We start from the raw sequence: 23,183 nt of genomic DNA, 5'->3' as shown, positions 1-23,183 counted from the left end.
AAACTGATTTTATATTACTTTATTGTGCGAGGATTATTAATTTCTTTGCGTCTGTTGCCTCTTTGGAGCCACTCGAGCTGATCGCCGCACGATAAATATACACCCCGGGACGAAGGCGTCCTCCCCGGTTATTCGTCAGATCCCAGGTTACCGTATAGGACTTGAACAGTTCGGAAACGCCGGTCTCCTGATGCTTCCATTGCAGACGTCCCATCATATCGTACACCATGATACCGACTGTCAGCTGGCTTTCCGGACGATTATGGAACAAATGGAACTCCACCTGTTCACGTGCCGGACTGGGCGATGCCGTCAACTCCAACAGATAAGGCTTCAATCCCTCGACTACCTCAAATTCAAATTCATATGTCGTCGAATTGTTCTGTATATCCCAGACTTTAAACTCTGCGGTATGGATTCCCGGCGTTAAGGCAGGGATCAGGTATTTCGCGATCCCTTCTCCGTCACTTCCCGGAATCAGTTCATAATAACTGTTCAGATTAAAGCTGAACGAAGGATCGCCGTCGATAATCAGCATCATATCATGACCGATGCTGCTACCCGTTATATTCACGCCACTCTTATCCCAAAGACGCGCCACAAAGAACGGGGTTGTATTGACCTGGTCGCCACTGACGAATGTCGAATCGTTCAGGTATAAAGCACGGATTTCAGGACCATCATAATCGTCTTCCGCGTTATCATCGGTTCCCCCGACCCGATAATTCAGATAAGCACCCTGTGCCTCCAGATTATTTGTCTCATCCGATGCGTAGAGATTCATCTTACCGAACTCATTCGAATAAGAAATATCCTTCGGCACAGTAAACGTGAAACTGAACTTTCCGGCACGAACTGAATCATTGCCGATAAAAAGTATATTCGAATAATCTGTATATTTGAATTTCGTTCCGGTCTTATTATTATCCAATGTCTCATAAGATAGGCGGCTGTCCATGACGGTCGGGTTCAGCAGACCATTAAAGCCGGTTGCAATATTTCCTCCCGGATCCAATACTTCGCCTTCCACCGTTATCTTCTGCAATGCTTTAAAATCGACCGGTTCGTCCGTTACCGGATTCCCGTTTATAGCAGTCACCCGCATCCGGTACTCCGGATAAGCCAGCTTTAATGCGGGATCGCCGATCAAAGCGAATCCCAACTTATAGCGGCTGGAACCCAATGCCTGTTTGGTCGCTTTCATCACCTCACCCAACGTTAGCCGGCGTCCGTTCTTTTTCTCGAACAAGTTACGGATCAAGTTGTCATTAATAGAAAAGTTAGGACTGGAATAAGCCACACGAGTCGTAGTAAACAAACCGATACCACCACTTACCTTATTCAGGAACACCTGCTCGCCGGCGGAAGTAACCGGAGCATCAAAACGGCAGAAGTCACAAGTCGCCGTAATCCACACAGGCAGACGGGTATAAGTAGACTTCGTTATATCACTTTCTGTCAATACCTTTTCATCACTCCAGGATACAGTATTACCATGACCTGTATAATTGATCAGCAACAATCCGTTCTTAAGCTGTTTCTGAAGATTCGTCTTTACATCGGGATAGGTACTTAAACCTCCGGAAAAGTCCTTTTTATAAGAATCAAAATAAATCTTATTTACCATGAACTCCGGATGACTGGTATTTATATATTCGCCCAGATCATCAGCCTGTTGAGCATGCTGTATCATGTAACCGTCCGCATTACTTCCGTCATCTGCGACAAAGCAGACGTTATTCTTCCACGATCCGGTCTCTTTATTATCCATATAGTTGATAACCTTATCCACCATATCGGTCGCCTCAGTCAATGTCCGGACAGGGAAACGTCCGATACCGATATCCACTCTGGCTGACACTAACCCCTTTCCGTTATTGCTGTCATCCAGAAAACCGAAATAGTCATCTACCACATATGATTTATCATCCAAAGATTCCTCAGTCTGATAAGTCAGCAGCATATTGTTCTTTGCCACATTCTGCCAACTTGAAGTAATGAAGCGATTGTCAAATGCCCCGTCACCGAAAAGAAGCAGATATTTGGGAGCATCGGCCTCCGAAGTCTGCCGGTCATAAAACATCTTCATAAAACGACGGTAGGCTGTCGCATCCGGGGTTCCACTGGAAAATTCATTATAAATAGCATCCGGAGAAACGACCTGGACAGTCAACCCGTCGCGGGTACGATGTGCTTCGGCCAGACGTTCTGCCTGCGAAGCCAAACCTGACTGGGCGATAATAACCATATCTGTCTGCGGCAAAGCATGCAAATCCTGATTCGCCACATCGCCTATCACTTCGGGGGACGGCAATGTCTGGTTTCGCTGCACCAGGGCAAATTCCCTCAACGTTCCTGCCGGAATAGAGAAAGACAATTCGCTTCCGCTCAATTCCGTTTCCATCCGTTTCGGGTTCAACTTATCGGTCACATCAAAGACCAACGTATTCGCATTCGCATTCTGAATAACGAAACGGGAAGCGTTATTTACCGAAGCCAGGCTACGGAAAAAAGTACAGGCGCCATAGGATTGCAGTTCACGTTTCATCTGCAAACGGATAAAGTCCAGATGTACGTTCTTATGCCCTAACTGTCCGTATCTTACATTTACTTTTACATTTGTACTTTTGTCGCCTTTCCAATCGACGACCTCATATACCGAACGTGCCATAGTATACGTTTCACTACCACCCGTACTGCTATAAGAGATACTCCTTTCCAACACTTTGTTTCCATCCACGCTCATGGTCACACTTCCGTTACCACTTGTCGGCTTGGCGATAAAACGCAACGTTACCTTACCGTCATCATTGGTTATACCGGTTATACCGTTAAATGAAAAATCCCTTGAAAGGGTCATATCCATCGCTTCTCCAAAAAGCTCACGTCCTGAATTATTAACGGAAACAAGGTCTTTTTCATGCAGAAGATAATCATCATAAGTTGTCACTTTCAAAGAAGCACCGGCAGCAGACGCCACAGATTCCATTTCTTTTGTACCCGTCGCATCCGTCAGGAAGTAATAACCGTAATTGGAATAGGGATTATTGGTATGAATAAAACTTCCCGTACTTTTATCATAATCCCATTTGATAACCCCGCAACCATAGAATAGCAGATAATCGTCACCACGCCAGACCGGCACAGCAGGAACATCATCGATATAAAGAGTCGAGAAATCTTCATCCAACATACAACCGCCATACCCATGTACGGAAACCTTGGCAGGATCAGAGAACCCCATGCCACGCAGGTCGGCATATGTCAGTTTATAAAATCCTCTGTCTTCAACCTGTACCTTCACCCATTTGCCGGACGACAATGCGGAACTGGCTGCATATTTGCTACCATCCGCCCAGGCAGAAGTAAAAAAGCAGATACTTATTATTAATGTATATAGTATTCGTAGCATAGTCATTCATTTCCCGTTATCTCACGTGGAAATCCAAAAGCTTCCGCTCGCCGATATAGCCCTGCAAATGATCATCGATCTTAACCGGTCCTACACCCACCGGCGTACCTGTAAAAATCAAATCTCCTATCTTCAGGGTAAAGAAACGGCTCACATAAGCGATAATCTTGTCTACCGGAAAAAGCATATCCGAGGTATTTCCCTCCTGCACTTTCTGACCGTTTATATCCAGATGGAACGGGATACGGTTGATATCCCCTACTCTGTCCAATGGCACAAACGTTCCGATAACAGCCGAATTATCAAATGCTTTACTGATCTCCCAGGGTAATCCTTTCGCACGCAACTCTCTTTGCAGATCACGGGCGGTAAAATCGATACCGACTGTTACTTCATTATAGTAACGATGCGCAAAACGTTCGGCGATGTTCTTACCCAGCCGGTCTATCTTCACGACAATCTCCGTTTCATAATGTATCTCCGATGAAAAATCGGGAATGAAAAACGGTTTTCCATCCTTCAACAGGGAGGAATCGGATTTCATAAAGATAGTAGGCTCCGATAATTCTAACGAATGATGCAGCTCTTTATTGTGTTCTGCATAATTCATTCCTACTGCTATAATCTTCATTTCAGTGATTAATTGAGTTCAAGCGATTAAACATGACAGCCAGATGGGCATACATGGAAGTGTTCTGTACCACAATATGTTCCGGGACACGGATACGGAACGGGGTAAAATTCCATAAGGCTTTGATTCCTCCGGCAATGATCTGTTCGGTCACCTCCTGCGCTTTATCGACAGGCACGGTAATAACACCGATCGTCGCCCCGAATTCTTTTTGCTTGGCAGGAAAATCATCCAAATGAAATACAGGAATGCCATTGACAACCGTTCCGGCCAGTTCCTTGCGGACATCAAATCCGGCAACGATCTCCAGACCGTACTGATTCAACCCGGTGTCCTGCAATAAAGCAGCTCCCAGGCTACCAACACCAAATAAAAAGGCCTTGTGCTGCGCGGTAAAACCTAAAAAATCCTCCAACACATCCACAAGGGCACAAATATCATAGCCTACCCTGGTTTTCCCCGAAATATTTACAAACGAAAGATCTTTCGCCACCTGGCTGGGATCTACATTAATTTCTTTAGCAATCTGGGTAGATGATACAAACGTCTCTCCCTTACCTTTCATCAGTTTCAGAAAAGCAAGATACCAGGGCAATCTCCGAAGCGTCGGCTCCGGAATTTTCCAGGCTTGTTTCAAGTCATCATTAGCCATTTTCTTTACATTATTAATGTAGCCTACAAAAGTACAATTTTGTTCCTAATCCTAGGCAAAAGCATGAGTTTTTTGTTCCAAACTTATAAAAAAAAGGCAATCACTTTGCATTCAAAGGATTGCCTTTCTTTATTTCTATATTTTATTAAATTCTTTCCAGCGTAGCGACAATGAAGTCCCACACTTTTTGCACCGTCGCGATGTTCACCCTTTCATCCGGTGAGTGCGGGTGTTCCAGATCCGGACCGATAGAAATCATATCCATTGTAGGATAAGATTCCTGGATGATACCGCATTCCAGTCCGGCATGCATGACCTTTACCGAAGGTTTCTTTCCGAACAATTCCTCGTATGTCTGCTGCATTACGTTCAGAATCGGAGAATTGATGTTCGGCTGCCATCCGCCATAAGAACCGCCGTATTCCACCTTAGCTCCTGCCAAAGCAAATATACTTTCCAGGCTTGAACAAACAGAGGCCTTACGGCTCTCCGATGAACTGCGGACCAGTATCTTTATTTCAATCAATTCATTGGATGATTTGACGATGGCCAGGTTGGAAGAAGATTCCACCGTTCCGGGGAAATCACTCAACATGCTGATCACACCATTCTGGCAACCTTCGATCGCATTGATAATATCATCCTGAATCTCTTCCGGAATCAATGTGCCGGGCAGATCAGTCATATCGGCAACAAAGCTGATATTATTCTCAATGCCTTTATATTCCTCCCGGAACATATCCTGATAATCGCTCACCAGCTCCCATAAAGCCTCCACATTATCACCGGGAATGGTAACAACGGCAAATGCCTCACGCGGAATTGCATTACGCAACGAACCGCCTTCGATAGATGACAAACGAGCCCCATAGTCGCAAACGGCCTCTTTCAGGAAACGGAACATTAATTTATTGGCATTGGCACGTCCCAGATGGATATCCACACCCGAGTGACCGCCTTTCAATCCTGTCAGGCTCAACTTTACAGCCACATCCCCTTCAGGAATATAAGTATCTTCTTTAAACTGGATCGAAATATTCAGGTCTGCACCGCCGGCACAACCGACAAACAATTCGCCTTCTTCTTCCGAATCGCAGTTAATCAATGTTTCTCCTTTCAGGAAACCGGACTTCAAACCGAAAGCACCATCCATTCCTTCTTCTTCATCGATCGTGAAAAGAGCTTCTATCGGTCCATGCTTGATAGTCGTATCAGAAAGCACCGCCATAGCCAACGAAGCACCGATGCCATTGTCGGCACCCAATGTCGTTTCACGGGCTGTTACCCAGTCGCCATCTATATAAGCATCAATCGGGTCAGTCAGAAAATCATGTTTCACAGAAGAATTTTTCTGGGGAACCATATCCAGATGAGATTGCAGGATTACTGTTTTGCGACCTTCCATTCCGGGAGTGGCCGGTTTACGGATCAGAACGTTTCCTGCTCCATCCCGCAAAGTTTCCAATCCCAATCCTTTTCCAAAAGCTTCTACAAAACGAGTGACTGCTTCCATGTGTCCTGTCGGACGGGGGATTTGTGTGAGGTCATAGAAATAACCCCAGACATGCTGCGGGGAAAGATTCTTGATTTCTGCTGACATAGACTTAATGTTTAATTTTAAAAACTCTTATTTTATACATATAGTATCTATTCTGAAACAACGGCGGGTGTCTCTTTGTTCGTAAGCGGCAGAGCCACAATGCCGAACAGACCGCACAACACCGTCCATACCGTCTGCACCGTATGAACCACCAGGGCAAAAGCGGCAGCATCATTTTCGTTGACACCAAAGCAAACCAGCGTAGCGATCACCATGAAATGCCAGGCACCTATTCCCGCCTGTACAGGGACGGCAACCCCGATGCTACTCATGGTAAAAGCAATCAGTCCGACCGTTATTCCCAGATCACGGGTAAAGTCGAATGCATAGAACGTTATATAGAAATAACAGAAATAGCCACCCCATATCATCAATGTCTGTGCCACGAAACGTCCTTTCTGCTTCAGCAGCCAGATGCTCTTCATTCCGTCCCATACATTCAGCAACAACGCCTTTGCTTTCTGCACCAGCGTAAAGTTACTCATATATTTGAAAACAAACCAAATTCCGACCACTAAAATTACTGCACCGACGTAAATCCATATCGAATCGAACATTTTCTGAAAGCCTTCCAGCAATGCAGGGTTCTTCGCAAAGAAGCTGACAAAGAAGTCGAAATTGAAAATAAAAATCAACAAAGTAATCGATCCCACTACAATTGTATCGCTCACACGGTCGATCAGCAAGGTTCCCAGCAATTTGGTAAACGGGATCTTATCATACTTGGTGATAATACCGCAACGCCAGACTTCGCCGACACGCGGCAGCACCATATTCACGGCATAGTTTCCCAGCACGGCATAAATGATATTACTCATTTTAAAGCGCTCGCCCAATGAGGAAATCAACAACCCCCAACGCAATCCGCGAACCACATTGGCAAACAGGCCGAACAGTAAAGAAACCAATATGATATCATATCTTACCCCCTCACGGATGACACGCCATATCTCGGTGACATCCATATGACTATATAAAAACCAAAGCAGCAAACAGCCAAAAGCTAAGGGTAAAAATATCTTGACAAACGTTTGTAGGATACTCTTAAAATTCATTCTACGTAGGATACTTTAAATTATTTGTTGTATTTTTGTGCACCCGCAAAGATAAGCATTATATTTTAATACGAACATTTTACACCAAAGAACTGGATGAGATTAGTTAAGCCAAAGAAAGCATTAGGACAGCATTTCCTGAAGGATTTACAAATCGCTCAGCGTATTGCCGATACGTTGTCGGACTACAAAGATTTACCGGTTCTGGAGATCGGTCCCGGCATGGGGGTGCTTACCCAATACCTGCTGGAAGCGGGCCATGACCTGACCGTGGTGGAACTGGATATGGAATCGGTAGATTACCTGGAACAAAACTTTCCGGCGCTCGAAGGGCGTATCCTGGCAGAAGATTTCCTGCGATTGGATCTTTCCAAACTTTTCCCCGGCCAGTTCTGTGTGATCGGGAATTATCCTTATAATATTTCCAGCCAGATATTCTTTAAAGTCCTCGACTTTAAGGAACACGTGCCCTGCTGTTCGGGGATGATCCAGAAAGAAGTGGCCGAACGTCTGGCAGCCGGACCGGGCAGCAAGACCTACGGTATCCTCAGCGTCCTGTTGCAAGCCTGGTATACGGTAGAATATCTCTTTACTGTCAGTGAATTCGTATTCGACCCGCCTCCAAAAGTGAAAAGCGCAGTCATTCGCATGGTACGGAACGACCGGAAAGAGCTGGGATGCGACGAGAAATTATTCAAAACGGTAGTCAAGACCTCTTTCAACCAACGTCGTAAGACACTCCGGAACTCGATGAAACCACTGCTGGGAAAGGATTGTCCGGACTACGCCCTGCCGGTTTTCGACAAACGGCCCGAGCAGCTCTCGGTTGAACAGTTCGTCGAACTGACGTTGATTGCGGACCGGTGGCTGAAGCAGACGGGGACTATACAGAAGGAATAAAAACGGGGTTACAAACAACATGACCTATGATTGAACTGACGAAAGACTATATCGACAACCTGAAAAGTATCATCGCAGAAAAAGATGATGCCAAAGCACAGGCTTTACTTCACGATTTATATCCGGCAGATATTGCCGAACTATACCAGGAGTTGAATCTTGGGGAAGCAATCTATCTGTATTTGCTGATGGACGGCGACAAAGCCGCCGACGTCCTGATGGAACTGGATGAAGAGGACCGCCATAAATTACTGAAAGAACTACCCAACGAACTGATCGCCAAACGCTTCGTCGACAATATGGAAACCGACGACGCGGTAGACCTGATGCGTGAGTTGGACGAAGATACACAGGAAGAGATCCTTTCGCACATTGAAGACGTCGAACAGGCCGGCGACATCGTCGACCTGCTGAAATATGATGAAGATACCGCCGGTGGTTTGATGGGTACGGAAATGATCGTGGTCAACGAGAACTGGAGTATGCCTCAATGTATCGATGAAATGCGCAAGCAGGCGGAAGATATGGACGAAATCTATTATGTATATGTCATAGACGACGACGAACGGCTGAAAGGCGTACTTCCCCTACAGCGACTGATCACCAACCCGTCCGTCTCGAAGATCAAGCATGTCATGAAGAAAGAGCCGATCTCGGTCCGCGAAAGCGACAGTATCGAAGAGGTTGCCGAAACGATCGAAAAGTATGACCTGGTAGCCTTGCCGGTAGTAGACAGTATCGGTCGCCTGGTCGGGCGCATCACCATCGACGACGTAATGGATGAAGTCCGCGAACAGCACGAACGTGATTACCAGTTGGCATCCGGTATCTCGCAGGACGTGGAAACTTCGGATAATGTATTTACACAGACGGCCGCCCGCCTCCCCTGGTTGCTGATCGGTATGATCGGCGGACTGGCAAACTCAGTTATCCTCGGGGGGTTCGAAGGTAATCTGGCGAGTAATCCCAAAATGGCCTTGTTTATTCCCCTGATCGGCGGAACGGGGGGGAATGTCGGCATACAGTCGTCCGCCATCGTGGTACAGGGTCTGGCCAACAACTCATTGAAACAGGATAACATTCTTCCGCAGATATTAAAGGAAGGGATTGTTTCGTTGATCAATGCCAGCATCATCAGTCTGGTCGTATTCATATATAACTTCTTTATGCTGGGCGACAAAGGGATAACGGCTTCCGTCTCCCTGAGCTTGTTTGCCGTCGTTATGTTCGCCAGTATCTTCGGTACGCTTGTCCCGATGACGCTCGACCGCCTGAAGATCGATCCGGCATTGGCAACCGGACCATTTATCACCATCACGAACGACATTATCGGGATGATGATTTATATGTTCATCTCTTCCGCATTGACATAAGGGGCGGTTCGGTAAGGGCGGTTCGCGAACCGCCCCTACGGGGATCATCCTTGTTTCTTTCTTCCCAACAGGAACCCCAGCAGATCCATAATAAATTGCAGGATCGTTTTCACCTTGTTTGTCTTCTCGCTCATACACTGTCATTATTAAGATTATACACTATGGGAACCAGCGACTGTGCAATGCTCTCCAACATCTTGCAATAGGCCGCCCGGTTATCCCCGTTCACTTCACTGATATACCTGCTGTAAGCAATCTCACGGGCATACGCCCGGGGATAATGACTCACAGCTGCCGCCTGCTTATAGACCGTCGCTATCAGGCGGGCAAAATCCAGGAAACTGTTTTCAGGACTGTCGTAACGGCGAAACAGCAGACCGTCCGGTTTATCCAGATCAGTCTTGCCGCCATGCCAGTAAGCATTGGCTACACCATACCCCGTTAGTCCGAAAAAGTTATTGTAGCAGGTAGCCAGGGAACTCTCTCCCCAGCCGGTTTCGATAGCAGACTGAGCCAGGATCACTACCGGGTTCAATCCGTACAACTCACCCGCCATACGTGCGGCGGGGAGGTACTTACGGGTAAATGAATACTTATCCATACACAAAGGTTACAGAGATCATTCAATTTCAGGACGATCACTTCCACCGTCCGGTGTGGCAGGTTTCGATTCTTCGAGCTTGAAACGCTCGCTCTTGGCCGTCAGGATCAACTCACGCAACTTAGGACCGGGACGAAAGCGAAGGCGGGCGCGATACAACATATTCGAAGAGAACTCCTCAGCAGTCACACTCCCCGAACTGGTCTGCAACAGCTGGAAGGTACCCAGCTCGCCACACTGCACTACCTCCCCGCGGGCCAGGAACAGGAGCAGGAATTTGATCACACGGTCTATCACCACCTTCACATCACCGCTCGAAGCAGTGGAACTCTCTGCCACGATTTCGCACAACTCATCGAAGGAACACGTCCCCGTCGCCCGGGTCTGCGCATAGTAGAGTTTCTCTTTCCCCACCTCTACATTTTTACTAAGGTTCTTCCTCTGAACCAAATGAAACTGTAATGCCATACTTTATTCTTTTTAGTTGATTATTAATTACATATCAAAGATACGGCAAGCGCCTACCCACTTTGTAGACAGCGGTGACGTGGTGTGACGAAACGACATTTTATTTCCGATAAATATTGTAAAACCGCATTGAAATAATTTGACAAATCCATTGATTATTCGTATCTTAGATAGCACAAAAGCAATCTAACAATGAAACAAACAACCTTCGAAATACGAGCCTACGGAGTAGGTGAGCTGGCAGAGCTTTACAGCCCTCATATGAGTCACAGAGGAGCGATTATGCAACTTTGGCGGTGGATCAATTATCATGGCGTACTGAAAGCGAAACTGCTTGAACTGGGCTTCCGTCCCGGCATACGAAGCTTTACGCCCCGCCAGGTAAAATGTATTGTCGAACATCTGGGAGAGCCTTGAAGAAAAAGATAAGTGCCGCAGCTGTTTTTACCGGCTGCGGCAGCCACCGGAAATGGGTGCGGCAGCCGGTAAAAACAGCTGCGGCAGCCAATCTGTTCGGGGGCGGATGGGGGCGGCAAAAGGAGGGTTTTGAAAACTTTATAATAAGACGTTCCTTGTTCCTTCTACGATCTGATCGTAGAAGGAACAAGGAACACACTATACAGAAGTTTCCCAAAATGCCTTTTTGCCCCCCCCATCCGCCCCCGATCCTTAAAACGGAAGTGTTGGCTCAGGAGGTTCTTCCCCGTTATTATCCTCTCCGTCAGGCTGTTCCTCTCCATCTACCGGATCATACCCGAATCCCTTACGGCGGGCTTCTATCTGGTCATTCGTCAGTTCAATGACGGCAAAAAGACGCTTCCCATGTCTCTTTTGCGACTCAAAACCGGCACCTTTTAACACTTTTCCCAGTTGATTTACGCTCATTGTGGTCACGGAATAGCGTGTTCGTTCCGCTATTTGGGACATGATTTCGCTGGTGGAGAGCAAAATATACGCCTCGAAACGCACCGGTTTACGAAAATACGTGAAAAGCAATTCCGCTTCGGGACTCGATTGCTGGAAAGGTTCGTTGTTCTCGTTTATCTCCGTAATATCCTGGTCGGCAAACCAATAACGGAACCCCTGTTTATAAAGCGCCAGCGCCTGAGCATAAATGGCGGTATGATCTATCCCGGAAGTATAATCGATGCGGAGCGTTTCAAAACAAAGGAAACGGCGCGAACCGGTACGGTCGGTCAGTATCTGGCTGTCGTTCACCGTAGCGGCAAACGAAGCACGGCGCACGAACGTCTCCGCATTGCGGGCATACGGACGACGTTCAAGGATAGAGTCTTTCGTGATCAACGCCTTCAACTGGTTCAACTCCACGCGGCTCTGTCCCGACAGTTCATCGAGGATGATCAGGAAACAATCGCTCATCAGCAACGACGAGTCTTTTGCCGTAGGATCGAGATTGCCCGAATAGACATAGTTTCTAAGTGCGGGAGGCACCAGGTTACGCAACCAGGTAGTCTTGCCCAATCCCTGCGCTCCGCTCAGCAACAAGACCGTATGGTTTGCCTTCTGCTCGTTGATGGCACAGGCCACAACGGCCACCAGCCATTTCTTCAGGCACTTCCCCCAATATTCGGGGCAGGTGGTGGCGACAGTGGCGGCCAACTGCCCGATAGCGTCTGTCTTTCCGTCCCAGGCTGGCAGATTTTCAAAATAAGACCGGAATGGATTGTATTCGGGACTGAAATCGGAATGGATCACCGAACGCAGGTCAGACACACGACAAAACACATCCGCTTTCTGCAAGGCACACCAGACAGAGTTTTCCCAATAATCGGTGACAGGCTGATAAACATCGTGTTTCGTCAGGCTCCGATACTCCACTATACGCCGGACGATATTGCGGCGAAGCTTGAAACTTTTGTTTAGAAACTCCTGTATCTGAACGACAAAACTATCCCCACGATGCGAACGAAGCGCCGTTTTCCCCGCACCATGCTCCTCTGTATGCATATAAGCGCTATCCACAGCTTGCAGGCACTCTTCGGCCGGCAGGTCGGTAAAGGTTTTACAGGCATACTTCACAACTTCTTCTTTGGCCACTCCCAGACGGTTGCAGTTGGCGGCAAAGAGATGGACGTAATTGTTGCGGTTGCCCTCGGCATAAGCATACTTTCGGGTTGTCTGCTTACGGGCGGAAGAAATCAGTTGCATGACATCTTTTCCGATAACGACCTCTATCGGTGGCAGATCGCCGGGCCAAGTGCCCTCCCCTCTCAGCCAGGGTTCGAAACGGGGGGAAAGATAAAGTTGCGGATCGTACGAAACAATACAGAGACGCCCGGCATCGCTTCCCGAAGTATCGGCTTTAGTACCCAGCAGGCGTTGATACCAGTCTTTCACCCGCTTGTAGATAGCCGGATGACTCTGAGGCACCAGTTCAAGCCCGACCACCGGGTAGACAATGACTTTGATGCCACGCCCGCGCGGACTGATCCAGCAGGCCACCGTATAGACAGCCTCACGCACCAGAGCGAGCAGGTGGGGTAAATCCTCTTTTTTCAAGTCATCAAAATCGAGGATAATCAATGGATTGTAGGCTGTCATATATTCTACAAGGCGTTGCCCGCGATAGGTCGCGGAAATTGTTATAGCCGGCAATGCTTTTTTCTGCATATCGGCCGCTTCGAGATCACCCTTGTCCATACAGGCACGGATACGGTTAATAGACGTGGCATATTTGCCATTCCGGATATCAGAAAGGACGTCTATCAGGTTGACGTCGCCCATACAGGTTTTAAACCGGGCAAACACAGTTACTTTTATCATACCAGTTCGTTTAAAATTGAGGTTATTATTACTGCTTTCAAGGTCGGCAATTCTTTACAAAGGGGCCCGTTATTTTCTCTTTTATTATGATAAACACGGGCCCTGTAAATTCAAGCTCTTATCCGGGGAGATCGTCATCCCGGTGATTGTCGAGATATTCCTGTACGACATTCGTCAGTCTGCCCAACGCCAGGTAGTCTTTCTCCGGATCATAGCGTATATGAAAGACCGAGTCAAGCGAACGGAGGAAGGGTTGCACATCGTGCCGTCCGTTCACCGTCCATTTGCGGCTCATCAGCAAAGGGCCGATCAGTTCCACGAAATCGGCCGTCAGTCCGTTGAAGACGATAGGTTCTTCCGCTATCATATCTTCTTCCCAAACGGCATGTTCCAGCAGGTGTGCCAGTTTGTTACATTGTTTTTTCACTTCCCGAAGTTCGCCTTCGAGCTGCTCGCAGCGGAGCCTCAATTCTTGTGCCGCCTCTGTCAAAAGGCCGGCTTCCAGTTTTTTTTCATTTGGATTGTTTTTATTATTAGTGATTGACTGGTTGTAACTGGCTCCCCTCTTGAGAGGGGGAAGGGGGTGTGTCATAGTTTCGCCCTATAACTAGCTTTAACACACCCCTTATCCCCTCTCAAGAGGGGAATTGGTTACTCCCGGCACTATTAAGCAGATAGTTCATATTTTTCTAACAACGAAGCCCCGGAGGAAATCCCCCGGGGCTTGTTTTTGTCTGTCTTCGCTCTTCACAGAGATCGAACAGAAGAACTTTATTTCATTACTTTAGTATTAATATCGACCACTTGTTCACCCTCACGGGATAATTATCATTGTCCGAAGACAAGACACGCAGTCAAAATCTATTGATTATAAATAGTTTCTTATTTTACGATTGCTTTAACAGCAGGTTCACCTTCTACAGCTACAAATACTACACCTGCAGGAACAGAGATAGTAGCTTCGCTTGAAGTGATCACTGTGTTAGCTACTGCCTGACCAAGTACGTTGTTGATAACAACTTTCTTGCCCTGTGCACCCTTAACGATTACAGCACCATTAGTTGCTACTACGCTGATTGCAGAAGTACCGATAGTTTCGTTCTCTGTCGGAGTTGTAGCATTTTCAAAGTCAAATGTGAACGGAGTAGCCTGGTTGATACCTTCGTTGATTGCATCATCAGAACCTTCATGGTTACCGTTCTTGTTTGCTTTCTGAGCTAATACGGCAACACCGTCTTCTTCCTTCAACCAAGCAGCTGTTTCACCCTTGAATGCACCATAACCTGTTGCAGCTGTTTCGATATAGAACTGATTTTCTACAGCTGAACCGTCACCTTCGAAACCAACTCTTCTCAAAGCAAATGCAGCTTTGTTAGCATCGTCAGCCTTAGTTACATCAATTACAGCCAGGAATGCTTCGTTATCCTTGAAATATTTCGGATTGATATATTTGTGACCATCCTGTTCGATAGCGATAACAGTCTTGCTGTCTTTCTTTTCCCATGCTTTCAAACCTAATGTATAGTCAGATTTCAGGATATACAGCTTATCTCCTTTATGGATTGCTTCTACAAATGCCAAACGAGTTTTGTTGTTATGTTTGAAGACGCTGGCATTCTGGAGCTTATTGATGTTTTCATACAGGTCAACTGAATCCTGCAAGTTGATCATGAAACGACCAGCCAGGTAACCATCATAAGATTCTTCGTGTCCGCAAGAAGGATTCAATCCGTGAGGAGCTTCGATATTACCGTCTTTACAGAATGTGTAAGCAGGTACGCTATCCGGATCAACAACAAACATATACAACGGTCTGTAATCATCTTTCTTTGCAAGGTCGATATATACAGACGGAGCTTCCGGAGTTACATTCTTCGGCTGAACACCTACGAAATTCATACCTTTACCTGCTGAGTAAACAGAACCAGCATCTTCATACAAGAATGCCTGATACGGTTCTTTCTGGATATTAGCAGGAACATAAACCTGTTCGTCAGCCAACTGTACATAGATATGACTCTTAACCGGTTTGATATCGAAGATTGTAGTAGTCGTTGTACCCATTGATGTGCACAGATCATCCACTTTCATTTCATTGCTGATCGGTTGACGACGTAATACCTGCAGAGCTTCACCTTTTGCATTTGTGAGGATCATTGCATAATAATGAGCGCCATTTGCATGTGCATCTTCTTTGAATGCAAACCAAGCCATTGTCAAAGAAGGATCGCTTGTAACATCTTCTTCGTATTTAGCTACAAACTTATGATTCTGATCCAATGCGATATACTTGTAATCGTTATCGATCTGGTTAGCATCTTTAATCTTCAGTCTGTAGATAGTCTTCGTCCAACCGTTTGCCGTAACAGATTTTGCGTTATCCAACTGGAATTCCAATTGTTCTTTAGCAATTGTCAATGTGTCATTTACATCTGCTGTCAGGAACATTTCATTGTTCAAACCATCAATCAGGTTGAATACGTAAGTTGTATCGGTAACTTGTTTGCCGCTCAGGTCCAGATAACCTCTTGTAGCATCTTTTACATCATCGAAATAGATTGTATCGCCACAGTTCAGGAAGTTATAAGCTGCACCATGCTGGCTCAGACCTTCCAGATAATTTACATTAGCATCTTTTGTATGATCGATAAAGTAATATTTACCGGCAACAACATTACCTTCAGCATCTTTCACATTGTAAAGCTGACCTGTAAATGCTACATTTGCAAATTCGCGGTTAGTAATGCTTACGCGCGGAGTTTCATTGTCTTGAGGAGCAGTTCTGTTATCACATCCCAGTTGTTTAACCACCCACTGAGTTGCAGGCATATGATTGAAGTCCTGTTCGTTTTCTTTTACATCATAATACATATGTCCGGCAAAATCGGAAACGATATATGAACCGTCTACTCTCTTTTCACCCTGGCTAGCTGCTTTTGTTGTAGACAAACGAACAAAGTAAGTACCGTCCACTTTTGAAGCACGAGCCAAATAAGAATAATCGTGATCGAAACCGATACGGATCAGCATATCAGCCTGCTTGTTAGTTACATAAGCCTTACCATTTCCTTTTGAATTAATAGCCAGACCAGCATTAGCGAATGCACCTCCCTGATAAGTACGGGCACGGCCAACTGTAGGAACGACAGAACCATCAGACAAATAAGCGATTGTGATTGCAACCGGTTCGTTTTCGGCTTTCTTTACACCTGTATTATCTGCAGCTGTCATAGCACCTGTACCGCGGGCTTTACCTTCGTTTACAGAGTTATAGAACTGCTTAGTTGTAGCACTTGCCAATGATGTTGCAGTCCATGCAGTACCTGCCTGGTATTCAGCTACAGACATAGAAGAAGCATTCCACGGTTCGATAACCAAGCTATCCTGAGTCGGGAAATAAGTGAACTTAAAGATAGAACGTGCATTATATGCAGTCAGTTTTGTATAATCAGGAGCCGGAGCATTCACTAATTTCAGGTTGGGGCTCTTTTCCGGATTCAACTTATTTGCTTCATAAGCTTCTGTTGATACCATTAATACAGAATCAGGTTCAGTAATTGCAGCCTTCTTTACTCGCAATGCGATATTGAAACCTGCATAATCGGAGATATTTACATTACCTTCCAATCCGGAATAATCATGTTCTTCCGCAACATATCCTTTTTCTCTTACGAAATAATCATAATCAGCAGCAAGTTCCACTTCGTCTTTTGTTCCTGAATTGAATACATCAAAGATTGCCTTATTCCAATTATCTCCGGCAACACTATTACCGTATTCCCATGAACCATCAGCATCGATCATGCTATTGATATCATTAGCAGAAAGAACTTTAGCACCAGCTACAACCGGTGTCAAAGCAATTACATTCTGGTCTGCCATGTTTACACCGGCATCTGCATCTGAATATTCAACAGCAACAACGTCACCAGATGCATTCTGAGCTAAAGCAATTACTTTTTTAGAATTCGTATCATGTACAAAAGCCCATAATTTCTGTGCATCAAATGTACCAGTTGTTTTTTCTGCGATATTATACCAAGTCCATCTGTCGATACAACCGTCTACTAATGTTTTCTCTACAGCACCTGAGATCTTTGAATCAGCAGTAAGAGTTCCTCCTGCAACAGCATTCTCATGATCAAATGTCAGAGGATAGCCTGTTTCTTTATTGATGAATCTGAAGTTAACACCGTTAGAAGCATCTTCCTGCACATCGATTTTCCACAATGAAGAGGTTAATTTTGCGCCTATTTCTTGTGTTTCGTCAATGCTTACTACCTTTAAATACAATTTACCGGTTTTATAATCTCTAGCCTGCACAAGAACCTTCGGAGTTCTGATATACGCATTTTCGCCAAGTACATCAGTCTCTGCATTTTCATTTACCACCAATTGGTAGTACTTGTTTGAATCAAATTTATTGATTTTAGTAACAGCAATCTGATCCAAGCTTGCTGCAGTTACATCTTGGGTGCGAAACGGTACTTCCCAATCACTCTTATTCGCATGCTGAGCACTTGCGACAGTAATTGATCCTACCAATAACGCTCCCGTCATCAAAGTAGAAAACTTTTTGTTCATAATCTTTCGTTTAATATTAATAATAGTGTTATTTAAAAAGTCTTTTAACCTCAGATCAGGAACGTTTCTAAGAGCAGATGACTAGAGAAAACGTTCCTTTTTTCTAGTCATTGTTTTTTGCCCATTTTGTCTTTGTGGTCAAAAGGATGATTTTCGTACTAGTTTTGCTATTCTGTTGATAAGAAAGGATATAGGAAAGGAAAAAATATTTTGAAAAAGATTGGAGGATTAAAAGAATGTAGTAACTTTGCTGGCGAGAAAAAAGGAACGTTAAAATTAGTCATTCACTTTTTATATTCCATCCCTTATTATTCAATAGTTTATTTATCATTTTCCATCCTCTTCATATACATAAATATATACCCACGCACATTTCATAATACACTGTGTTCCAACACCTACTTTTTCAGTTTTTTGCCGAGAATTGTTAAAAGATAGGATTTAGCCTGTTTTAGGGGGGAATAAGCGGGGGATTTTCATTCATACAAAAAAGGCTATCGTTGAAACGACAGCCCCATCATTATTTTTAGAAAGGTTTTTACAGATTATTGATTTCTTCTCCAGGTTTATTCATATTTTTTTGATCCAAAGGCTACAGTATAAACATTTCTTCCAATACATCAATCAGGCTTTCTCTTTCATCTTCGTTCAATACACCTGCTTGCTTTCCTATCCTCAATTTATCGACAGTCCGAATCTGGTCGGTGGCTATCATACCCTCTTTTCCGTCTAAAGTACACTTCACCCGCCAAGGATAAGGAGTGAGTGTCGATGTCAAGGGAATAATTATAACCGTATTCAAATGGCGGTTCAACTCATCCGGTGATACGACAACTGCCGGCCTAATTTTATTAATCTCACTTCCTTTTGTCGGGTTAAAGTCGACCCAATAGATACCAAATCTTTCTACCATTCCAGTCCCTCCATCTTCTCATCCTCTAATATATCCGGCATAATCAGGTTATCATCTCCGGCTGCATGCATCTGTGATGCGGCAGCTTCCCAATTCCTACGCGGGACAGGCTTGATAATAATACTGTTGTTCCTATGTGTGATTGTTACCGGATCTTTAGCCGACAAATTCAGGCGCTTTAGAATACTAGCTGGTAATATAACGCCCATACTGTTTCCGATTTGTACGATATTTCTTTCCATACTACCACATGTTATAACATTTATACTACACAAATATAGTAATAAAGATACCGGGTTATAACATAGCCCTGTTAAAGGTTGTTATCTAGCAGCCTCATTCAACAAGTATTTATGTTAAATTACTATGTTGTAGAACATATTTCCTGCAAAGCTGTTATCTTTGCAGTGTCTATTTAAACAGTAAAGAGATATGCTAAAACAAGCATTTTACATTCTGTTCTTCTATTTTACCGGAGAGTTTATCAGCTCCTTTATCGACGGTTTCATTCCGGGAAGCGTGATCGGTATGATATTGTTATTCCTGGCATTGGTCTTTAAGCTGGTAAAGCCTGCCAACGTAAAAAAACTATCCACGATCCTCACTGAAAACATGGGGCTGTTCTTCCTTCCCGCAGGCGTCGGGCTTATGACGTCGCTGGGAGTCATATCACAATATTGGGCAGTTATTCTTACTGCCTCCGTGGTCAGTACAATCCTGGTGATAGCGAGTGTCGCACTTATCCAACAAAAACTCGGCAAGGAGGTCGGAAGCAATGAATAACCTCGCGCAATCGGAAATATTTTCACTCACATTGGTGATCGGTACTTATATGGCGGCATTGGCTTTGTATAAGAAAACCCGTATCAGCCTGCTGCATCCGCTGTTGACATCTATCCTCGTTATTATTGCCGTACTGAAAATGATGGGAATCGAATATGAGTCTTTCCAGCGGGGAAGCCATCTGATCCATTTCTTGCTGGGACCATCGGTTGTCGCATTGGGATTTGTCTTATACGAACAGATGCAATACCTGAAAGGGAATGTGATCTCTATCCTCACCTCCGTATTCGTCGGAGCCATTATCGGCATCGTGAGCGTGATCGTGATCGGCGACCTGATGGGAGCCGACCAGGCATTGATCGCCACCCTCCAACCGAAATCCGTTACAACTCCTATCGCTATGGGTATTGCCGAAAAGGCCGGAGGAATGCCTTCGTTAACAGCCGTTATCGTTGTAGCAGTAGGTATATTCGGCAGTATTGTCGGCCCGTTCGTGATGAAAGTATTAGGTATTGAAAGCCGGATCGCCAAAGGGCTGGCATTGGGAGCATCATCACATGGACTGGGAACTTCCGTTGCCATACAGATCGGAGCTGTCGAAGGTGCACTGAGCGGACTGGCTATCGGCTTGATGGGAATTATGACCGCCATTCTGGTCCCGGTAATCAGTTTTATCATTTCCCTGTTTTAGGATAACACCTTCTTCTGTGCCTTCTGAAATCATATCAGACTGATTTGCAACCTATTTCTGAATAAAAACATAGGCATATATTGGTACTTTAAGAGGAAAACACTACTTTTGTACCCGAAAATGACCGAAGACAATTCAAAAAAACATTATAAATAAAAATATTCATATGATTAATTCACAAGACATTAAAAAAGGGACTTGTATACGTTTGGACGGTAAACTCTATTTCTGTGTAGACTTTCTTCACGTAAAACCGGGAAAAGGTAACACAATTATGCGTACTACATTGAAAGACGTAGTAAAAGGAGGCCAGATCGAACGCCGCTTCAATATCGGTGAAAAACTGGAAGATGTACGTGTAGAACGTCGTCCTTACCAATATACTTATGCAGAAGGCGAACATTACCACTTCATGAATCAGGAAACATTCGATGACGTAATCATCGACAAAGACTTGATTAACGGAGTAGATTTCATGATCGAAGGTCAGATTGTGGAAGTTGTTTCCGATGCATCTACAGATACTGTTCTTTTTGCTGACATGCCTACCAAAGTACAGTTGAAAGTAACTTATACAGAACCGGGTGTAAAAGGCGATACTGCTACAAACACATTGAAACCGGCTACCGTGGAATCTGGTGCAGAAGTTCGTGTTCCGTTATTCATCAATGAAGGCGAAATCATCGAAATCAACACAACAGACGGTTCTTACGTAGGACGTATCCGTGAATAATATTTATATATTGTAAGGGCGGTTTTATGGACTGCCCTTCTATTTTTTCTTATCCAAAACATATTGCTATGAAAATAAAAGAATGGGCAGCAGAAGACCGCCCGCGCGAAAAAATGTTACTCAAAGGTGTCGCCTCTCTCAGTGATGCCGAACTTTTAGCCATCCTCATTAGTTCGGGTAACAGCAATGAAACAGCCGTACAATTGTCGCAGCGTATCCTCAACACGGCAGACAATAATCTGAATGCATTGGCAAAACTGACAATCCGGGAACTGATCTCCGGCTTCAAAGGTATTGGTGAAGCGAAAGCGATCACAATATGCGCTGCACTCGAGCTCGGCAAACGCCGCAACCTGTCCGATCCGGTCCTGTGCCAGTCGATCCGAAGTAGCCACGACGCCTACTCTTTGTTTCACCCCTTGCTCTGCGATTTACCTCACGAAGAATTATGGATTGCCCTGACAAACCGGGCCGGAAAAGTGACCGGAAAAACCCGGATCAGCCAGGGAGGAACGGCCGAAACCTCCGCCGACCTGCGCATCATACTGAAAACGGCTATCAATGCACTGGCTGCCGGTATTATTCTCTGCCATAATCATCCTTCGGGAAACACTCACCCGAGTTCGCAGGATGACTCCCTGACCAAACGCCTGCATAAGGCCGCCGAATTACTTGAAATAAACTTATTAGACCATATTATCCTTGCCGACGGCAGCTACTTCAGCTATGCAGACGAAGGACGACTGGGGTTGTAAACATTTTATCTTTTCTATGGTTTACTATATAGAAGATATTAATGTATATTTGCATTCAAATTAAAAGAAGATGAACAACGAATTCCTCCAAACAGAAGAAGCGATTGTCGCCATGCTGAAAACGGTATATGATCCGGAAATACCGGTCAACGTATTCGATCTCGGCCTGATTTACAAAGTAGATATAGACGACGAAAAGAACGTCCGCATAGATATGACCCTGACGGCTCCGAATTGCCCGGCCGCCGATTTTATTCTGGAAGATGTCCGCATGAAAGTGGAATCGGTAGATGGGGTGAACAACGTGGAAGTCAACCTCGTATTCGAACCGGAATGGGATAAGGATATGATGTCGGAAGAAGCGAAACTCGAACTAGGTTTCCTATGAATACATCCCGGAAGAAAATATATTTTGCCTCGGACGCCCATCTGGGCGCCCGTTTTCATAAAGACCCGCTGGCCGTTGAGAAAAAGTTGGTGCGTTGGCTCGACAGCATCAAAGACGAAGCTATGGCAATCTATTTTCTGGGAGATATGTTCGACTACTGGTACGAATATAAATATGTAGTACCCAAAGGATTTACCCGTTTCCTCGGCAAGCTGGCCGAATTATCGGACAGCGGCATCGAAATCCATATTTTTATCGGTAACCACGACATCTGGATGTTCGATTACCTGCCCAATGAAATCGGTGCAGTGATCCATCGGGACGTATTGACGACCGATCTGCTGGGCAAGCGTTTCTTTCTCGGCCATGGCGACGAAGTGGACTACCGCAGCAAAGCCTTCCGCTTTATCCGTGCCCTTTTCCGTAACAAATTCTGCCAGTGGCTTTATGCCGGCATTCATCCCCGCTGGACTTTCGGTTTTGCCCTCGGTTGGTCACTGAGCAGCCGTAAAAGCGGACTGGAAAAAGAAAATGCACTCGAATATAAAGGTGAGTCAGCTGAATATCTGGTTCTATTCGCTAAAGACTATCTGAAAACACATCCGGACATCAATTTCTTTATTTTCGGGCATCGTCATATCATGCTCGACCTGATGCTTTCACGCACCTCCCGCCTGCTGATCGCCGGCGACTGGATGACACTCTTTTCTTATATCGTATGGGATGGCGAAAATCTGTTCCTTGAACAGTTCGAACTAATTGAAGATTAAAAAAACTGCCCCAACCGGTGTCAGAGCAGTCTAAACACTAATCCTGTGTTTTGTAAGCTGTGAGGATTAGTTATTATTAACCGGATGCAA

Annotated in this window: 21 protein-coding genes; 9 read left to right on the top strand and 12 right to left on the bottom strand. The window is 45.2% G+C overall.

The window, feature by feature from the left end; translation table 11 throughout:
* Positions 1-19: 19 nt before the first annotated feature.
* The 5 genes from porU to HMPREF1535_RS10710 all read right to left on the bottom strand — a co-directional run bounded on the left by porU (position 20) and on the right by HMPREF1535_RS10710 (position 7,350).
* Entirely contained in the window at positions 20-3,412 is a 3,393-nt protein-coding gene (porU, locus tag HMPREF1535_RS10730; RefSeq protein WP_046146106.1) for a type IX secretion system sortase PorU, read from the bottom strand.
* Between the two features lie 16 nt (positions 3,413-3,428).
* Positions 3,429-4,043, bottom strand: coding sequence for a fumarylacetoacetate hydrolase family protein (locus HMPREF1535_RS10725; RefSeq protein WP_046146105.1), 615 nt, complete (start codon positions 4,041-4,043; stop codon positions 3,429-3,431).
* A 1-nt stretch (position 4,044) separates the two neighbouring features.
* Positions 4,045-4,695 carry a redox-sensing transcriptional repressor Rex gene (locus HMPREF1535_RS10720; RefSeq protein WP_046146104.1) on the bottom strand — a complete coding sequence of 217 codons (651 nt, stop codon included), beginning with the start codon at positions 4,693-4,695 and terminating at the stop codon, positions 4,045-4,047.
* Between the two features lie 145 nt (positions 4,696-4,840).
* Positions 4,841-6,295, bottom strand: coding sequence for an aminoacyl-histidine dipeptidase (locus HMPREF1535_RS10715; protein WP_046146103.1), 1,455 nt, complete (start codon positions 6,293-6,295; stop codon positions 4,841-4,843).
* 47 nt (positions 6,296-6,342) lie between these two features.
* Positions 6,343-7,350 (bottom strand): lysylphosphatidylglycerol synthase transmembrane domain-containing protein, encoded by a 1,008-nt coding sequence (locus HMPREF1535_RS10710; RefSeq protein ID WP_009859964.1) that lies wholly within the window; start codon positions 7,348-7,350, stop codon positions 6,343-6,345.
* Positions 7,351-7,446: 96 nt separating this feature from the next.
* Between HMPREF1535_RS10710 and rsmA the strand changes: the two genes are divergently transcribed.
* Both rsmA and mgtE read left to right on the top strand, forming a co-directional pair.
* Entirely contained in the window at positions 7,447-8,250 is an 804-nt protein-coding gene (rsmA, locus tag HMPREF1535_RS10705; RefSeq protein ID WP_010800833.1) for a 16S rRNA (adenine(1518)-N(6)/adenine(1519)-N(6))-dimethyltransferase RsmA, read from the top strand.
* 26 nt (positions 8,251-8,276) lie between these two features.
* A complete protein-coding gene (gene mgtE, locus HMPREF1535_RS10700) occupies positions 8,277-9,623 on the top strand; it encodes a magnesium transporter (protein ID WP_010800834.1) in 1,347 nt (448 codons plus the stop codon).
* A 130-nt stretch (positions 9,624-9,753) separates the two neighbouring features.
* Here mgtE and HMPREF1535_RS10695 read toward each other — a convergent pair whose 3' ends face one another.
* Positions 9,754-10,224 carry a glucosaminidase domain-containing protein gene (locus HMPREF1535_RS10695; protein ID WP_009859968.1) on the bottom strand — a complete coding sequence of 157 codons (471 nt, stop codon included), beginning with the start codon at positions 10,222-10,224 and terminating at the stop codon, positions 9,754-9,756.
* An 18-nt stretch (positions 10,225-10,242) separates the two neighbouring features.
* A complete protein-coding gene (locus HMPREF1535_RS10690) occupies positions 10,243-10,692 on the bottom strand; it encodes an HU family DNA-binding protein (RefSeq protein WP_009859969.1) in 450 nt (149 codons plus the stop codon).
* A 192-nt stretch (positions 10,693-10,884) separates the two neighbouring features.
* On the opposite strand from HMPREF1535_RS10690, the gene HMPREF1535_RS10685 reads away from it, so the two are divergent.
* A complete protein-coding gene (locus tag HMPREF1535_RS10685) occupies positions 10,885-11,109 on the top strand; it encodes a DUF4248 domain-containing protein (RefSeq protein ID WP_046146102.1) in 225 nt (74 codons plus the stop codon).
* Positions 11,110-11,361: 252 nt separating this feature from the next.
* Here HMPREF1535_RS10685 and HMPREF1535_RS10680 read toward each other — a convergent pair whose 3' ends face one another.
* The 5 genes from HMPREF1535_RS10680 to HMPREF1535_RS10660 all read right to left on the bottom strand — a co-directional run bounded on the left by HMPREF1535_RS10680 (position 11,362) and on the right by HMPREF1535_RS10660 (position 19,215).
* Entirely contained in the window at positions 11,362-13,476 is a 2,115-nt protein-coding gene (locus tag HMPREF1535_RS10680) for a virulence-associated E family protein (RefSeq protein ID WP_046146101.1), read from the bottom strand.
* Between the two features lie 118 nt (positions 13,477-13,594).
* Entirely contained in the window at positions 13,595-14,068 is a 474-nt protein-coding gene (locus HMPREF1535_RS10675) for a hypothetical protein (protein ID WP_229102557.1), read from the bottom strand.
* A gap of 290 nt (positions 14,069-14,358) precedes the next feature.
* On the bottom strand, positions 14,359-18,060 hold the full coding sequence (locus tag HMPREF1535_RS10670; RefSeq protein WP_046146100.1) for a DUF6383 domain-containing protein: 3,702 nt from the start codon (positions 18,058-18,060) through the stop codon (positions 14,359-14,361).
* 592 nt (positions 18,061-18,652) lie between these two features.
* Positions 18,653-18,973, bottom strand: a complete 321-nt coding sequence (locus HMPREF1535_RS10665; protein WP_009859974.1) for a type II toxin-antitoxin system PemK/MazF family toxin — start codon at positions 18,971-18,973, stop codon at positions 18,653-18,655.
* Positions 18,967-19,215 carry an AbrB/MazE/SpoVT family DNA-binding domain-containing protein gene (locus tag HMPREF1535_RS10660; RefSeq protein ID WP_009859975.1) on the bottom strand — a complete coding sequence of 83 codons (249 nt, stop codon included), beginning with the start codon at positions 19,213-19,215 and terminating at the stop codon, positions 18,967-18,969. Before HMPREF1535_RS10660 ends, HMPREF1535_RS10665 begins: the two co-directional genes overlap by 7 nt.
* Before the next feature lie 190 nt (positions 19,216-19,405).
* Here HMPREF1535_RS10660 and HMPREF1535_RS10655 point away from each other — a divergent pair, with 190 nt between their 5' ends.
* The 6 genes from HMPREF1535_RS10655 (at position 19,406) to HMPREF1535_RS10630 (ending at position 23,093) form a co-directional block, all read left to right on the top strand.
* A complete protein-coding gene (locus HMPREF1535_RS10655; RefSeq protein WP_009859976.1) occupies positions 19,406-19,756 on the top strand; it encodes a CidA/LrgA family protein in 351 nt (116 codons plus the stop codon).
* Positions 19,749-20,447, top strand: a complete 699-nt coding sequence (locus HMPREF1535_RS10650; RefSeq protein ID WP_046146099.1) for an LrgB family protein — start codon at positions 19,749-19,751, stop codon at positions 20,445-20,447. Before HMPREF1535_RS10655 ends, HMPREF1535_RS10650 begins: the two co-directional genes overlap by 8 nt.
* Before the next feature lie 166 nt (positions 20,448-20,613).
* Positions 20,614-21,180, top strand: a complete 567-nt coding sequence (gene efp / locus HMPREF1535_RS10645; protein WP_009859978.1) for an elongation factor P — start codon at positions 20,614-20,616, stop codon at positions 21,178-21,180.
* Between the two features lie 68 nt (positions 21,181-21,248).
* Entirely contained in the window at positions 21,249-21,935 is a 687-nt protein-coding gene (radC, locus tag HMPREF1535_RS10640) for a RadC family protein (protein ID WP_046146511.1), read from the top strand.
* Between the two features lie 70 nt (positions 21,936-22,005).
* Positions 22,006-22,323 (top strand): SUF system Fe-S cluster assembly protein, encoded by a 318-nt coding sequence (locus tag HMPREF1535_RS10635; protein ID WP_009859980.1) that lies wholly within the window; start codon positions 22,006-22,008, stop codon positions 22,321-22,323.
* Positions 22,320-23,093 (top strand): UDP-2,3-diacylglucosamine diphosphatase, encoded by a 774-nt coding sequence (locus tag HMPREF1535_RS10630; RefSeq protein ID WP_046146098.1) that lies wholly within the window; start codon positions 22,320-22,322, stop codon positions 23,091-23,093. Before HMPREF1535_RS10635 ends, HMPREF1535_RS10630 begins: the two co-directional genes overlap by 4 nt.
* The last annotated feature ends 90 nt before the right edge of the window (positions 23,094-23,183 follow it).

The organism is Parabacteroides goldsteinii DSM 19448 = WAL 12034, from assembly GCF_000969835.1.
In the GTDB taxonomy this organism is placed as follows: Bacteria; Bacteroidota; Bacteroidia; order Bacteroidales; family Tannerellaceae; genus Parabacteroides; species Parabacteroides goldsteinii.
This window is presented reverse-complemented; position numbering and strand designations above follow the sequence as displayed.